Consider the following 15898-nt stretch of genomic DNA (forward strand, 5'->3'; position numbering starts at 1 on the left):
AGCGTGTGCGATGAGTGATCTCACCGGGAAAAGTGACCTGACCCTGAAGGCGGTGTTCGTCGACGCGTTGGACCGGTTCGGTGCGCGTCCCGCCCTGCACTATCAGGGGCGGACCTACGGGTACGGCGAGATCGTGGCCGCGGCGAACCAGCTCGCGCACCGGCTGCGTGCGGCGGGGGTGGGGCCGGGGGTGTCGGTGGCGTTGATGATGTCCAACCGGCCCGAGTACATCGTCGCGGATCAGGCGATCCTGCGGTGTGGCGCGGTCAAGGTGGCGCTCAACGACATGCTGTCGGCCAGCGAGATCGACTACATTCTGCGGGACAGCGAGGCCCGGGTCGTCCTCGCCGATGCGGGGATGCTCCCGGCTGCGCTGCACTCCGCGCCGCCCCTGTTGGAGACGGTCATCGCCGTCGCCGACCCGGACGACTGCCCGGGCGGGGTGGTGGCGTGGCACGACGCGCTGGCCGGGCAGCCGACCACCGTGCCGGAGGTCGACCCGACACCCACCGACCCGGGGTTGATCGTCTATACCGGGGGTACGACCGGTCTGCCCAAAGGGGTGATGCACACCCAGCGGAATCTCGCGCTCAATCTGTTCTCGCACGTGATGGAGATGGGGCTGCTCGACGACGAGGTGCTGCTGTTGATGTCGCCGCTGCCGCACAGCGCGGGTTTCCTGCTGCAGGCCGGGATGCTCAAGGGGGCCCGGCACTTCCTGGAGACCAGGTTCGACCCGGAGCTGGTGCTTGAGCGGATCACCGCCGACCGGGTGACCTTCACGTTCATGGTGCCTACCATGATCTACCGGGTGCTTGACCGGGCGGCGGGCCGCGCGTTGGACCTCAGCTCGCTGCGGACCATCCTGTACGGTGCCGCGCCGATCACCCGGGAGCGGCTGGAGCAGGGCCTGGAGGTGCTCGGCCCGGTGTTCATGCAGCTGTACGGGCAGTCGGAGGCGCCGAACTTCATCACCCGTCTTCGCCGTGAGGATCATCGTCTTGATCCTGACGGGGAGCATCGGCTGGCCAGCTGTGGTCAGCCGGTCGTCATGGCCACGGTCAGGGTGGTCGACGAGGCTGGCCGGGAGCTGCCCCGCGGTCAGGTCGGGGAGATCGTCGCCGCCACGCCGTACACGATGGTGGGGTATCGGGGCCGGCCCGAGCAGACCGCCAAGGCGCTGCGGGACGGGTGGTTGCATACTGGGGATATCGGGCGGATGGATGCCGAGGGGTACGTCTATCTGCTGGACCGCAAGAACGATATGATCATCACCGGTGGGATGAACGTGTACAGCACGGAGGTGGAGAACGCGGCGGCGGCCTGTCCTGGGGTTGGGCAGGTCGCGGTCGTCGGGGTGCCGCATCCGGACTGGGGTGAGGCGGTCGTGGCGTTCGTCGTGCCCGATGATACCGGTGCGTTCGACGAGGCCAAGCTGCTGGCGCACTGTCGGGTCGAGCTTGCCCGGTACAAGCAGCCCAAGGCCGTGCGGGTCGTCGAGGCCCTGCCGACCACCGTGTACGGCAAGCTGGACAAGAAGGCGCTGCGGGCCGGCTGGCCCGGTTGGTGACGCCCAAAGTGTTGCGGCCTGGGCGGCCAGTGCGAAAATCAGCCCGAGGGTGTGTGAGTATCGTCACGAACGCGTGGCAGGGGAGCCGGGCGGGGAGCCCTCGGAAGCGAGGCGAGCTGGATGGACACCAAGGCACGTCCCACGCTGGCCGTGTCCACGAAGTTTCAGGCACCCACCTATGACACCCAGCTGGTCGGCCGGGACCGGCTTCTCGACGTGTTGCGAGATGGCCGGGCCCGGCGGCTGGCTTTGATCCACGCGCCGGCCGGGTTCGGGAAGACCACGCTGGCGGTGCAGTGGCAGCGGGTGCTGCGCGCCGAGGGGGTGCCGGTGGCGTGGCTGAGCCTCGACCGGGACGACAACGACGCGGTGTGGTTCCTCAGCCATCTCATCGAAGCGGTGCGCCGGGTCGAACCGACCCTGGGCGGTGACCTGGTCGAGGTGCTGGAGGGGCATTCCGACGACGCGCAGCGGTATGTGCTCACCGAGCTGGTCAACCAGCTTGCCGAGCATCGGCGGCCATTGGCGATCGTGCTCGACGACTGGCATCTCATCGACGCCCCGCAGGCTGTTGCCGCGTTGGAGTTCCTGCTGGAAGCGGGTCCGGCCAACCTGCATCTGATCGTCACCAGCCGGACCCGGTCGCCGGCCGTGGGCCGGTTGAAGGTGCGTAACCAGGTGACGGAGATCGACGCCACGCAGCTGCGGTTCGACCATCGGGAATCCGCGGCCTTCCTGCTTGAGCTCAACGAGTTGGATCTCGACAGCACGGACGTGCATCGGCTGTGGTCGAGTACCGATGGCTGGGTCGCCGCGTTGCAGCTGGCGACCCTGTCGCTGCGTGACAGCGCCGACCCGTCGGCGTTGATCCGCGGTTTCTCCGGGCGGCATCACTCCCTGGGTGACTATCTCGCCGAGAACGTGTTCGATGCGCTGCCCGCGGATCTGCTCGACTTCCTGCTCACGACTTCCGTCTGTGATCGGCTCTGCGGTGATCTGGCGGCGGCGGTGAGTGGGCAGCGGCGGGGGCAGGCGCTGTTGGAGGAGCTGGAACGGCGGGACTTGTTCCTGCGGCCGCTCGACGACAATCGGGAGTGGTTTCGCTACCACCATCTGTTCGTGGGTTACCTGCGCCGCCGCCTGGAGCGTGATCATGCGGATCGGGTGGTGACCCTGCACCGGACCGCGTCGGCCTGGTTCGCTGATCACGGTCTGCTCGGTGAGGCGGTCACCCATGCCCTGGCCGCCGGTAACGACGCCGGGGCGGTGGACCTGGTGGAGCGGCAGGCCATGCACCTGGTGGAGCACAGCCGGATGGCCGTCCTGCTCAGCCTGGTCAACAAGTTGCCGTCGGCGCTGCTGCCCGGCCGGTCGCGGCTGCAGATCGCGATCGCCTGGGCCAACTGTCTGCTGCAACGGGCGCAGCCCGCGCAGGTCGCGCTCGACCACGTGCGTGCCGCCCTGACACCCGACGACACCAGCGACACCGGTAAGGACATCCTCGGCGAGGCCGATGTCGTCCAGGCCTGCATCGACGTCTATGGTGACCGGATCTACCGCGCCGCTGACCTGATCGCCCCCTACATTGCGAAGAACTCCGGCTACCGGCCGTGGCTGGTCGCAGTGTCGTCCAACATCCGGACCTTCGTCGACATCCACACCTTCGCCTACGACACCGCGCAGGCGCGGCAGCGGTGGGCCAATGCCTTCCACGACACCACCCGCGGGCCTTTCGCCGGCGTGTACGGGCGCTGCTTCGCCGGACTCGCGGCGTTCGCCCAGCTTGACCTGGTGACCGCCGAACGCCTGTACCGGGAAGCCGTGGCCCTCGCCCGCGAAGCCGCCGGGCCGCGCTCGCACGCCGCCCGGCTGGCCGGCGCGCTGCTGGGCCGGCTGTACTACGAGCGGGGCGACATCGACGCCGCCGAGCGGCTGCTGGAGGAGTGCCACGAGCTCGGTGCCGAAAGCGGCGTCGCCGATCTCATGATCGCCACCTACTCCACGCTGGCCCGCATCAAGACCCTGCGCGGTGAGATCGAGGACGTCTGGCACCTGCTCGACGAGGGCAGCGAGGCGGCGAGCCAGCTCGTCCTGCCTCGGTTGTCGGCCGCCGTCGATCACGAACGCCTGCGGCTGCACCTGGCCCGTGGGGACCTCGGGCGCGCCCAGAACGTGCTCGCCCGCCAAAGCGACGACGTCGCCCGCGGCGGCGACGGCATCGCCATGGCCACCCGCCACTACCAGCTCGCGATGCGCGCGCGGGTCATGGCCGCCCAGGCCGACTACGACGGTGCCCTGCGGCTGCTGTCCCAGATGCACCAGGAGAGCAGCTCCGTGGCCTGGCGGTACGCCGAAACGGCCACGCGTATCGACCTCGCGGTGGTGCACTCGCTGACCGGCGACACCGACACCGCGCTGCGCACCCTCGTGCCCGCCGTCGTCGCCGGGGCCCGCTGCGGTCTGGTGCGCACCGTTACCGACGCCGGCCCGGAACTCCTGAAGATCATTGGCGAGCTGCGGGACGCGAGCCGGTGCCGCCGGTGGCCGGTGGAGTTGCCCACCGTGCCCTCCGACTACCTGTCCAAGCTGCTCGCCACGGCCCACGCGGACGCGGAACGGGCGGCGATCCCCATCATCGATCGCCCGGCCGAGCGGAACCCCGCTCCCGAAGAGCCGCTCAACGCCCGCGAGATCGACATCCTCCGTCTGCTGGACCGCGGACTGTCGAACAAGGAAATCGCGCGTAACCTCGGTCTGACCATCAACACCGTCAAGTGGTATCTCAAGAGCATCTACACCAAGCTCGGGGTCGCTCGGCGCGGGGAATCGGTCTCGGAGGCCCGCCGGCGCCGGATCCTGGCCTGAATGCCCTGGTGGCCCTGAACGCCCTGGTAGCGGGTGCCGCTTCCACGACGGGGAGGACAGCGATGCCTGACACCCGGCTCAGCGAGGAGCAGGAAGCCCTGCGCAAGGCCGTGGAGGCGTTCGCCCGCGAGGTGGTCGCCCCCGGGGCGGCGCGGCACGACGAGGAGAAGACGTTCCCGTACGAGGTCGTCGCGCAGATGGCCGACATGGGCCTGTTCGGTCTGCCGTTCCCGGCGGAGTACGGCGGGCAGGGCGCCGACTTCTTCGCCCTCTGCCTGGCCATCGAGGAGCTGGCCCGGGTCGACTCAGCGGTGGCGATCACGCTGGAGGCCGGGGTTGGCCTCGGCGCGATGCCGATCTACCGGTTCGGCACGCCGGCGCAGCGGGAGGAGTGGCTGCCGTCGCTCGCCAGCGGGCGGGCGTTGGCCGCGTTCGGGCTGACCGAACCAGACGCGGGCAGCGACGCTGGCGGCACCCGCACCACCGCCCGGCTCGACGGCGGCGACTGGATTATCAACGGCTCGAAGGCCTTCATCACCAACTCGGGTACCGACATCACCCGGCTCGTCACCGTCACCGCTGTCACGGGGCGGACCCCGGCCGGACACAAGGAGATCTCGTCCGTCCTGGTGCCGGTGCCCACCCCCGGCTTCACCGCCGGTCCGGCCTATTCGAAGGTCGGCTGGCATGCCTCCGACACCCATCCGCTGACCTTCGACGACGTGCGGGTGCCCGCGGAGAATCTGCTCGGTGCGCGCGGCCGCGGCTTTGCGAACTTCCTGCAGATCCTGGACGAGGGCCGGATCGCGATTTCCGCGCTGGCCGTCGGGCTGGCGCAGGCCTGCGTGGACGAGAGCGTGAAATACGCGAAGCAGCGGGAGGCATTCGGCGCGCCGATCGGCCGCAACCAGGCAATCGCCTTCAAGATTGCCGAGATGGAGGCGCGGACGTACGTGGCCCGTGCCGCCTACTACGACGCGGCCTCCCGGATGCTCGCCGGCCTGCCCGTCAAGAAGGAGGCGGCGATGGCGAAGCTGTTCTCCTCGGAGGCGGCGGTGACGAATGCCCGCGAGGCCACGCAGATCCACGGCGGCTACGGGTTCATGAACGAATACCCGGTCGCCCGGCACTGGCGGGACGCCAAGATCCTGGAGATCGGCGAGGGCACCAGCGAGGTCCAGAAGATGCTGATCGCGCGCGAACTGGGTCTGTAGGTCACGAGGCTCGCGAGAACACCGCCGGCACCCCGCGAAAGATCATCAGCGGGTGGCGGCCGGCCCGGGTGCCGGGCGCCGCGCTCCCGCGGCGAGCAGGGCGGCCAGGCCGAGCCGGTGCAGCAGGTCCGCCAGCTGCGGCCGACTCATCGTCACCGCGCTGTAGGGGGTGGAGTTCAGCAGGCCGAAGGTGGCGTGGACGGCGGCGCGGGCGGTGCCCTCGGCGAGTTCGGGGCTGCGGGCGCGCAGCTGGGCGACCCAGAGCTCGACGTAGCCGCGTTGCAGCCGGCGCACGGTGCGCGCGTCGGCCGGGTTCATACTGGTCAGGTCGCGATCATGAATACGGATCAGTTCGGGTGAGTCGAGAGCGAAGGAGACGTGCCAGCGCACGAGCGCGTCCAGCGTGCCGTCCGGACTGGGCGTGCCGTCCGGACTGGGCGTGCCGTCCGGACTGGGCGCCGCGGCCGCGCGACGGGTGCCCTCGGCGAGCAGGCGTTCACTGATGCCGATCAGCAGTTCGCCGAGGATCGCCTGCTTACTCGGGAAATGCTTGTACAACGCCGGCCCGGAGACGCCCGCGGCCCGGCCAATGTCGTTGATGCTCACCCCGTGGTACCCGCGCTCGGCCATCAACCGGGCCGCGGCGGCGAGGATACGCTCCCGGCGCGATCCTGCTGGCGGCGGTTTTTCGAGGCTGAAGGACACGGTCGGCACATTACCGCCTTCCGGGACAGCCGGTGCCCGCCTGGTTAATACTGGCTAACCCAGGTTTTCAGTCGTCCGGCCCGGTGCGCGCCGGTCCACGCGGGGCCGCGGCCCCGCGCTCCACCGGCGCGAACAGGACGATCAACGGCGCCAGGAAGAGCGCGGGCAGGATCACCCACAGCGGTCGCCCGGCCCACCAGGTCGCGGTCGGTTCGTCGGGCATCGGCAGCCCGACCGCCCGCATCGTGACCATCGCGAGCAGCAGGGCCGTCATGTGCCACAGGAACACGGTCATGATCACGGCGTTGCCCGTGACGACCGCCGTCCACGGCCGGCGCCGGGCCAGCATCCGGTTCAGGGCGGGTGCGGCGAGCAGGATCAGACCGAGCTGGAAGACGGCGAGCACGGCGATCGCAGCGGTCGTCGGGAACATGTTGCCGCGCCTGGCTCCCTCGGTGGCGACCATCGATCGCGGATACTCGTCGAGCGTCGTCACCAGGGCCAGCCCCGCCAGCCCGCAGAGCGCCGTCAGCAGCGCCCGCCGCGGCCCGCGCAGGACGCCGTCCCGCCAGAAATACCCGAGCTGGTGGGCGAAAATCCAGACGAGACCGGTGTTGACATAGCCGAACACCGTGCTGCCGGTGCCGAACCGCGCCAGGTCGACGAGCGCCACGACCGCGCCCAACAGCAGGATGAACCGGCGGCCGAACCGCCGATGGACCGCCGCGGTCACCGGCACGACCAGGATGACCCCCAGGTACGCCGCGAGAAACCACAGCGGCACCAGCACGGCCCGTCCATAGCGCAGCAGACCCGGGTAGTCGGGGACCGCGAGCAGCAGGACGGCGTCGACCGCCGCCCAGACGACGGCGAACACCGCCATCGGGGGCAACAGGCGGCGCAGCCGCCCCCGCAGGAAGCGCCGTGCCCGCGGGCCCCAGGGACGCGCGGGATCATCGCGCGGGGACCCCGTGGCGCGACCGGCCGCGTCCCAGGCCGCCAGGTGGGCGAAGCCACCGATGACGAAGAACACCGGCATCACCTGGAGCAGCCAGGTCGCGAGCCAGGCGAACGGTATCCGCGCGATCGGATTGGGCATCACGAGGACGCCCCCGCGAAAGTGGTCGATGGACAGGGCCCAGTGCCACAGCACCACGACACAGACGCTCGCCAGGCGCAGGAAGTCGACGTCGCGCGCCCGGGACGGCGGGGTGGAGTCGACGAGCCGGCCCACGGACCGCTCCACGGACCGGCCCATGGAGCGGCCCATGGAGCGCAGCCCGCCCCACGGTGACCACACACCGCCAGGCTGCCAGACGCGGCGCCCCGGCGATTGCCGGGACGGACCCGGCACCTGAAACTGCCGTGAAACCGCGATGAACCCGGCGGGCCGCACGCTCATCCCATGGCAGCAGACCTTCTCGGGCAGCCGGACCAGCGGTCTAGGAGGTCGCCCGCGGGGGTGCCGGCGTCCCCGTCCCCGGCGGTGACGCGGTCCGCGGCGGGCGGGGGAGAGTCCGCCGCGGGCGGTTCGATTCCGAGCCAGCCGTCTGGTGCCCGGCCGGTCCTCCCTCACCCCGAGCAAGATAATCAACGGTGTTGACGCCCACTCGGCTATCATGATCAACAAAAGATCGGTGGGTCCGGCGGGCCCGGTGGGCCGGTAACCCATGGCCCCAGCCCGCTGGCGATGATCCGCGGCCATCATCCATGATCGGCTGGGCGGCCAATCAACACGGGAATTTCACCGTCCGTTTTTTTTATATTTCGCCGCCGGTATTCCGGAACGATATTTTTCTGCGGGGAGGTGCCGTGGAGACCCGCATGGAGTTCCGCTATCTCGTCTCGTTCCTCGCAATCGCCGAGGAACTGCACTTCGGGCGGGCGGCGGCCCGGCTGCACCTGGCCCAGCCGTCGCTGAGTCAGCAGCTCCAGCGCCTCGAACGGGAGGTCGGTGTCGAACTGGTTAGCCGGACCTCCCACGAGGTGCGGCTCACCGCGGCCGGCCGCGCGTTCGAGGTCGAGGCCCGGCGGGTCCTCGACACCGCGCGCCGGGCCGTGTCGGCGGCCCGGGAGGCGGCCTCGGGCCGCGTGGGCGTGCTGACCATCGGCTTCAACTTCCCCGCCGGGCAGCGGGTGCTCCAGCCGACCCTCGTCCGGTTGGGCGCCGACTACCCTGGCATCTCCACGGTTCTCTGGGAGGCCCGCAGCGGACCGACGCTCGCCGCCCTGCACGACCGCAAGGTGGACGTGGCGCTCGTGTTCGGCGGGGCGCCGGCCGTCGGGCTGCAGTCGCGACGGATTCTCACCCTGCCGCTGGTCGCCATCGTCGGCCACCACCATCCGTGGGCCGACCGCCAGCAGGCGTCGTTCCGGGAGCTCGCGCGTCAACGGTGTGTGTTGTTCCGGCGGGAACAGAGCCCCGCCATGCACGACGCGATCCTCGCCGCGGCCGGCCGGGCGGGCATCAGCCTGACGGTCGCCGACGAGGTCGACGACTCGGGTGCCACGGGGATCATCGTCACGACGAAGTCGGTCGTGGGATTCGCCTCGTCCGTCCGCAGTGGTTTCGTGCCCGGCAAGGGCCTGGCGGCCGTGCGGCTCGTCGAGCCGGTGCCCACCGTCGGGGTGCAGGTGGTCTGGCACCCCGACCCGCCGCCCGTCGTCGAGGCGTTCCTGCGCAGCTTGGACAACGCGGGTCCCTTCGGGGAGGACGCCGTCCCCGCGCCTGCCGCGCCGCAGGTGCCGGTCCTCGCCCACGACGGGCAGCCGGCTTCCGGTGGTTGAGCCCGCACCCCCCGGCACCTTCGGGCCCCCGCCGCCGGACCGACCCGATGTTCTTCGTCACGGGCCGTTCGGCGACGGCGGCGCGTGTAGATGACGATTGGCTGGGGCAATCGTCCGTTCGAAAGTTCCGTATTGCCGGCGACGGCGCCACCCAGCAGCATCGCGGATGACAGCGGAAATCCTCGCGCACCCCGGCGCCGAATGTTCCACATGTTCCCAACGGAATGTTCCCAACGGAACACCAAGAGCGGAACATCAAGATGAACGGATGAACGTATGCGGTTGACCGTCCTGGGCTGCCGGTCGGGAATGCCGACCGGCGGTCAGTGCAGCTCCAGCTACCTCGTCTGCACCGCGGAGACGAAGATGCTGCTGGACTGCGGCCCCGGCGCCGCGACGGCGCTGAGCGCGCTGGGGCATCCCGCGGTGCTCGACGGTATTGTGATCAGTCATCTGCATTCCGATCACTGCTATGATCTCCTGCCGGTGGGGAAGGCATTGCTGGCCAGCCGGACCCGGTATCCCATGCGATTCCCGACGCTGCCGGCACGCGACATTCCGACGCGCAGCGAACCGATTCCGCTTTACCTTCCACGGGGCGGCCTGGACACCTTCCGGACATTGGCCGGACTATTTCCGGTCGCGACGATCCCGTTGCTGGACAAGGCGTTCGAGGTCGCCTTCGACGTCCGCGAGTACGACCCGGGGGAGACCTTCAAGATCGGCGACTGCCTGGTCAGCCTGCACGGGCTGCGCCACGCGGTACCGAACTGCGGGATCCGCATCGAGACGGCGGACGCCAGCCTCGCCTACACCGGCGACACCGGAGTGACCGACGCCCTCGTCGACCTCGCCCGCGGCGTCGATCTCTTTCTCGCCGAGGCCACCCTCGAGCTGACCGACGACAGCGACCACGGCCACCTCAGCGCCCTCGACGCGGCCGAGGCGGCCCGGCTCGCCGGGGTGGGTCAGCTCGTGCTCACCCACTTCGTCACCGACGACCCCGAGTGGCTGGCCGCGCGGCGCGCCGAGGCCGAGCGGGTGTTCGACGGGCCGGTGCACCTGGCCGCCCCGGCCCGCAAGTTCGACGTCGCATGACCTCCGCCGACGTCTTCCCGCCCCCCGTGGGGGGCACCCTGTTCCCGGGTGGCGACCTGTTCCCGGGACGCGATCACCCCTCGGGTGACGCAATCGCTCCGACGCGTGAAAGGCGACTGGTGTGACAGCCGTTTCCCGGCACGACGATGCTGCTGGACATGAACGGGACGCAGGACAGGAACGGGACGCAGGACAGGAACGCCCGGGCCGCCGTCCGCGGCGGCACCGGGCCCGGCTGGTCGTCACGGCGTTGTCCGCCGCGGTCGGCCTGCTCGCCGTGGCGGCCTGCGGCTCGGACAGCGACACCGCCTCCGGTACCCCGGCCGCGACACCGCAAGGTGACACCCCGGCGACCATCACCTTCCTGTCCTACAACTACGGCACCCCGGGTCTCGGTGGTACGGGAACCCAGGCACTGCTCGACGCCTTCGCCAAGGCGCACCCGAAGATCACGGTCAAGCCGCAGGGCGTCGCGGTGAAGGACGTCCTCACCCGGCTGCGCACCGACACCGCCGCCGGTGATCCGCCCGACGTCGCCCAGATCGGCTGGAGCAAGATGGCCGAGGCGGTCGACGCCCTGCCGATCACCCCGGTCCAGAAGGTCGCCGGCAGCGAGTGGGAGTCGGCCACCGCCGGCATCTCGAAGAGCATCCTGTCGGCCGTCTCCACCAACGGCGTCGTCGCGGCGATGCCGTTCACGATGTCGATCCCGGTCATGTACTACAACGCCGACCTGTTCCGCGCCGCCGGCCTGGACCCCCAACACCCGCCGACGACCCTCGCCGACGTCAAGGCCGCCGCTTTGAAGATCAAGGCGACCGGTAAGCAGGGCGTCTACATCAGCGTCGTCGACAGCGGGAAGTCGGACTACCTGACCCAGTCGGTCGTCAACTCCAACGGCGGCTCGCTGGTGGACAAGAACGGCGGCGTCACCCTCGACAAGCAGCCTGCCGTCGAGGCGCTGGCCACGATCGCCGACCTGACCGCCTCGGGTGCCCAGCCCGGAGTCAAGGCCGAAGCGGCCCTGGCCGCGTTCACCAAGGGTGACCTCGGCATGTTCGTCACCAGCACGGCGCTGCTCGCCAGCGCCCAGAAGGCGGCGGCGGGCAAGTTCGAGCTGCGCACCGCGGGTCTGCCGTCCTTCGGCACCAAACCCGCCCGCCCGACCTACTCCGGCGCCGGGCTCGCGGTGCTGGCCAAGGACCCGGCCAAGCAGCGCGCCGCCTGGGAGTTCATCAAGTTCCTCACCTCCGACGAGGGCTTCGAGATCATCACCTCGAAGATCGGTTACCTGCCGCTGCGACAGAGCGTGGCGACGAAGCTCGCCGGCACCCCGATCGTGAAGCTGCTGGAACCGGCCCTCGACCAGCTCGACACCGTCACCCCCTACACCTCGTTCCGCGGGGCGAAGGCCAACCAGGCCGTCGTCGTGCTGCAGGACGAGGGCGTCGAACCGATCGTCCTGCGCGGGGCCGATCCCCAGGCGACCCTGAGCAAGGCCGCCGAGAAGATCCGCGCACTCTCCTCCTGATGATCGGCACCCGGCCCCGCGCGGCACGCCCGCGCGGGGTCCTCCCGGCCACGGTGGCACGCCGCGCCGTGCCGTGGCTCTACCAGACGCCGGTGCTGGTGTCGCTGGCGGTCTTCGTCTACGGGCCGCTGCTCTTCGAGGCGTACCTGAGCCTGACGAACTGGGACCTGATCAAACCCGACCAGGACTTCGTGGGGCTTGCCAACTTCCGCGGCCTGTTCGGGGGCGAAGAGTTCCCCCGGGCGCTGAGCCGCACCGGCCTCTACGTCCTGGTGATGTTGCCCTTCGCGACGGTCGTCCCGATGGCGCTGGCGATCATGTTGTGGAAGCGACCCGGTCGGACCAGCGACATCTACCGGGCCCTGCTGTTCCTGCCGGTGATGCTCGCCCCTGTCGCGAACGCGCTGTCCTGGCGGTTCGTCCTCGACCCGCTCGGCGGGATCGTCAACGTCGTCACCGGCGGGCTGGGCCTGGGCGAGCGGGACTGGCTCGGTGATCCCTCGACCGCCCTCGCCGCCATCTCGCTCGTCACCGCGGCCCGGTTCGTCGCGCTCAACATGCTGCTCTACGGCGCGGCACTGGCCGCGATCGACCGGCGCTGCCTCGACGCCGCCCGCGTCGACGGCGCCACCGAATGGGAGATCACCCGCCGTCTCGTGGTCCCCCAACTGCGTGGCACCACGATCCTGCTGTCGTTCCTGTGCGCGGTGTTCGCCGGGCAGTGGACGTTCACCAACATCGCCGTGCTCACCCAGGGCGGCCCCGACAACACCACCGACAACGTCTACTACCGTCTGTACACCTACGCGTTCACCTACTTCGACGCCGGGACGGGCGCGGCGGCGGCGCTGACGATCGTGGTGGTCCTGTGCGCCCTGTTCGGCCTGTCGACGCTGGCCCGCCGCGTCGCCGGCACGTTCGGCGCCCCGGGCCGGGACCGGCCGACCACCCGGCTCGCGGCCGCCCTCGCCGCCCCGCTGACCGCGCTGACCAGGAGGCGCCGTGCCGCGCTCTGATGTCCAGGCCACCCGCGCCGCCGGCCGGCACGTGGTACTCGCCGTGGCGGTCGTCGCGATGCTCTTCCCGATGCTGTGGGCGCTGACCACCTCGTTCAAGCCGCCCGCGGACATCTACGGCGCCAACCCGCTGCCCATCCCGGCCAGCCTGAGCAACTACCGCAACGCCATCGACGGGTTCCCCATCGGCCGACTGCTGCTGAACACCTTCGTCATGGCGACGGGCGTGACCATCCTGCACCTCGTCGCCGGGGTACTCGCCGCCTGGTCGTTCGTCCGTTTCTCCCACGCCGGGCAGCGGCTCGTCTCCGCGCTGGTGGTCATCGCCCTCGTCGTCCCGCCGCAGGCCCTGATGATCCCACAGTTCCTGCTGGTCTCCCGGCTGGGCTGGCGCAACACCTTCGCCGGGCTGATCGTGCCGCAGCTGGCCACCTGCTCGCTGGCGGTGCTGCTGCTGCGCGAGCACATCCGCGGCATCCCGCCGACCCTGCTCGGCGCCGCGACCCTCGATGGCGCCAGCCACGCCGAGACGCTGCGCCACATCGTCCTGCCGCTGCTGCGCCCCGCGCTCGCGGCGGTGGCCGTCGTCGTGTTCATCACGACGTGGAACGAGTATCTCTGGCCCACCCTCGTCGCGCCCCACCGGGACACGACGACCATCCAGCCGGGCCTGCAGATGTTCGAGACCCAGGAGGGCCCGGAGTACGGCCCGTTGCTCGCCGGGGCCATGCTCGCCTCGATCCCGGTGACCATCGTCTATCTCTTCGCCTCCCGCCGCATCACCGACGCTTTCCTCCAAGCTGGCCTGAGATGAGCACCGGATGACCGACACCACCGTGACCAGCCGGCCGATCCTCGGCGAGGCCCCACCGCCGGAGCTCCCCGCCCCCAGCGGGGGGGTGCACTTCCGTGGGATCATGCGCCGGTACGGCGGCACCGGGCGGCCCGCGCTCGACGTCGCCGACCTGCATCTGCCGCACCGGTCCTTCACGGTGATCGTCGGGCCGTCGGGATGCGGGAAGTCGACCGCGCTGCGGGTCATCACCGGGCTGGAGACCCCCGACGAAGGCCGGTTGACGATCAACGGGGTGGACGTCACGGCGACGCCACCGGGCGCGCGCGGGGTCTCGATGGTCTTCCAGGACTTCGCGCTCTACCCACATCTCACCGTCGAGCAGAACATCGCCTTCAGCCTGCGGCTCGAGGCGAAGCACAACCGCGGCCGCCTCGGACTTCTGCGCCGGGGGGCGGGCGGGGCGGGCCCGAGCCGTGGCGAGATCTCCCGCCGGGTCACCGAGGCCTGCGTCCTGCTGGGGCTCGCCGACCTGCGACACCGCCGACCTGGGCAGCTCTCCGGTGGTGAGCGCCAGCGTGTCGGCCTCGCCCGCGCGATCGTGCGCCGCCCGAGTGTGCTCCTGCTCGACGAGCCCCTCTCCGCGCTCGACGCCCAGCTACGCCAGCAGGCCCGGGCCGAACTCGTGCGCCTGCACCGCGAGCTGGGCAACACCGTCGTTCTCGTCACCCACGATCAGCTCGAGGCGCTGTCCATGGGCACCCATCTGGTGGTCATGAACGGCGGACGGGTGGCGCAGGCCGGCACGCCCGAGCAGGTCTACCGCCGGCCGGCCGATGTCTTCGTCGCCGCGTTCGTCGGCAGTCCGGCGATGAACCTGCACCTGGTCGAGGTGACGAACGGCGGTGGGGCGCTCGCGGCACCGGGGCTGTCCGCGCGCCTGGCCGGACCGCTGACGCTGCCCCGGGCCTGGCTCGGCTGGCGGCCGGGGGACGGCGTCATCGAGGCCGGGCCCGATCGGGCCGCGGCAGCGGGCGGCCTGGCCGGTGCCGGCCTGGTCATGGAGGGGCTGGTCGACGTGGTCGAGTTCACCGGGGACGTGGTCGTCGTCCACTGCGTGAGCGGGGCCGCCGCGGCGGGGGAGACCGGCGAGTGGGACGCCGGCCCGGACGAGGTCGGCCCGGCCCGGTGGGCGGTGACCGTCCCGGCCCAGGCCGGCGTCCCGGACGTCGGCACCCCGCTACGGGTCCGGGTCCCCGCGCGCCGACTGCACCTGTTCGACCCGGTCAGTGGGCAGCGCGTCGACGAGATCGATGACGACGCCGACGACCTCGCCGTCGCCGACGAGCCGACATGACCGAACCGCTGCCCGCGGGACGTCCCGCCCCCGTGGGGGAGACCGCGCCCCCAGGGGAGGCCGCGCCCCGGGCCGCCGGCGTGGTGCCGTGGGCGATCTGGTGCGATTTCGGCGGAGTGCTGACGTCGTCGATCGCTGTGGCGTTCCGCGACCTGGTCGCCGCCGTGGGCGTACCCGCCCACGAGCTGCGCCGGGCGTTCGACCAGGTGGCGGCGACGTGGGGCCTGCGCACGTTGGGCCCCCTCGAACGGGGCGTGGTCAGCCAGCACGACTGGGGGATCCTCGTCACGGACGCCCTCGGGCCAGCCCACCCGCCGCGCATTGACCTGTCCCGGTTCGGGGACCATTGGTATGCCGGTCGTACCCTGGAGTCGGTGATGGTCGACGGGCTGCTGCGCGCCCGCGCCGCCGGCCTGCGGGTGGGACTGCTGACCAACAGCGTGGCCGAGTGGGAGCCGCTGCGCCGCGCGCTGCTGCCCGACTGGTCGGTCTTCGAGTCAATCATCAACTCCCATGAGATCGGGATCGGCAAGCCCGACCCGGCCATCTACGACCTCGCCGAACGCACGTTCGGCCAGCCCGGCCCGGGCTGCGTCCTCATCGACGACGCCGCCGCGAACTGTGAGGCAGCGCGCCGGCGCGGCTGGACGGCGATCCATCACCGCAGCGTCGCGGACACGCTGGCCGAGCTGGCCGCGGTGACCGGGGTTCCCGAGCTGGCCGGCTAGACCGGGCCGGTACCGGGCGGGGGTGCGGTGACCGGGGTTTCCGAGCTGGCCGGCTAGACCGGGCCGGTGACCCGCTGGCGGGTGCGGCCCGGGTCGGGTCGGACGTCCACCACGAATGGTCCGAAGGGCCCCCGGGTAGGCAACCTCTGGCGGTCGCGAGGATGCTCGCCGGCGGCGACGATGATGTTCGGAGCCATCGGACGTCGGCGTTCATCTGTCCACACCGCCGGCGTC

12 protein-coding genes are annotated in these 15898 nt (G+C 70.8%); 10 read left to right on the forward strand and 2 right to left on the reverse strand.

Annotated elements, in window-relative coordinates:
* The 3 genes from BMG523DRAFT_RS12250 to BMG523DRAFT_RS12260 form a co-directional block, all read left to right on the forward strand.
* Window positions 1-1570, forward strand: a 1570-nt coding sequence (locus BMG523DRAFT_RS12250) for a class I adenylate-forming enzyme family protein (protein ID WP_235463108.1), incomplete at its 5' end; no start/stop codon positions are given.
* A 120-nt stretch (window positions 1571-1690) separates the two neighbouring features.
* Complete coding sequence (locus BMG523DRAFT_RS12255; RefSeq protein ID WP_011436660.1) at window positions 1691-4435, forward strand: LuxR C-terminal-related transcriptional regulator; 2745 nt, start codon at window positions 1691-1693, stop codon at window positions 4433-4435.
* Window positions 4436-4497: 62 nt separating this feature from the next.
* Window positions 4498-5649, forward strand: a complete 1152-nt coding sequence (locus BMG523DRAFT_RS12260) for an acyl-CoA dehydrogenase family protein (RefSeq protein WP_011436661.1) — start codon at window positions 4498-4500, stop codon at window positions 5647-5649.
* A 45-nt stretch (window positions 5650-5694) separates the two neighbouring features.
* On the opposite strand, the gene BMG523DRAFT_RS12265 is transcribed toward BMG523DRAFT_RS12260, so the two are convergent.
* Window positions 5695-6363, reverse strand: coding sequence for a TetR/AcrR family transcriptional regulator (locus tag BMG523DRAFT_RS12265; protein ID WP_011436662.1), 669 nt, complete (start codon window positions 6361-6363; stop codon window positions 5695-5697).
* 58 nt (window positions 6364-6421) lie between these two features.
* Complete coding sequence (locus BMG523DRAFT_RS12270) at window positions 6422-7600, reverse strand: acyltransferase family protein (protein WP_160323716.1); 1179 nt, start codon at window positions 7598-7600, stop codon at window positions 6422-6424.
* A 578-nt stretch (window positions 7601-8178) separates the two neighbouring features.
* On the opposite strand from BMG523DRAFT_RS12270, the gene BMG523DRAFT_RS12275 reads away from it, so the two are divergent.
* The 7 genes from BMG523DRAFT_RS12275 (at window position 8179) to BMG523DRAFT_RS12305 (ending at window position 15664) form a co-directional block, all read left to right on the forward strand.
* Window positions 8179-9141, forward strand: coding sequence for a LysR family transcriptional regulator (locus BMG523DRAFT_RS12275; protein WP_011436664.1), 963 nt, complete (start codon window positions 8179-8181; stop codon window positions 9139-9141).
* A gap of 276 nt (window positions 9142-9417) precedes the next feature.
* Window positions 9418-10239: an MBL fold metallo-hydrolase gene (locus BMG523DRAFT_RS12280; protein WP_011436665.1), complete on the forward strand. Its 822-nt coding sequence runs from the start codon at window positions 9418-9420 to the stop codon at window positions 10237-10239.
* A 121-nt stretch (window positions 10240-10360) separates the two neighbouring features.
* Complete coding sequence (locus BMG523DRAFT_RS12285; RefSeq protein ID WP_083494817.1) at window positions 10361-11770, forward strand: ABC transporter substrate-binding protein; 1410 nt, start codon at window positions 10361-10363, stop codon at window positions 11768-11770.
* On the forward strand, window positions 11770-12786 hold the full coding sequence (locus BMG523DRAFT_RS12290) for a carbohydrate ABC transporter permease (protein WP_235463109.1): 1017 nt from the start codon (window positions 11770-11772) through the stop codon (window positions 12784-12786). Before BMG523DRAFT_RS12285 ends, BMG523DRAFT_RS12290 begins: the two co-directional genes overlap by 1 nt.
* Window positions 12773-13600, forward strand: coding sequence for a carbohydrate ABC transporter permease (locus BMG523DRAFT_RS12295; protein ID WP_011436668.1), 828 nt, complete (start codon window positions 12773-12775; stop codon window positions 13598-13600). The genes BMG523DRAFT_RS12290 and BMG523DRAFT_RS12295 overlap by 14 nt, the downstream gene beginning before the upstream one ends.
* 7 nt (window positions 13601-13607) lie before the next feature.
* Entirely contained in the window at window positions 13608-14936 is a 1329-nt protein-coding gene (locus BMG523DRAFT_RS12300) for an ABC transporter ATP-binding protein (protein ID WP_043591223.1), read from the forward strand.
* Window positions 14933-15664 carry an HAD-IA family hydrolase gene (locus BMG523DRAFT_RS12305; RefSeq protein WP_108913807.1) on the forward strand — a complete coding sequence of 244 codons (732 nt, stop codon included), beginning with the start codon at window positions 14933-14935 and terminating at the stop codon, window positions 15662-15664. The genes BMG523DRAFT_RS12300 and BMG523DRAFT_RS12305 overlap by 4 nt, the downstream gene beginning before the upstream one ends.
* Window positions 15665-15898: the final 234 nt, after the last annotated feature.

It is taken from the genome of Frankia sp. BMG5.23, assembly GCF_000685765.2.
GTDB lineage: Bacteria > Actinomycetota > Actinomycetes > Frankiales > Frankiaceae > Frankia > Frankia casuarinae.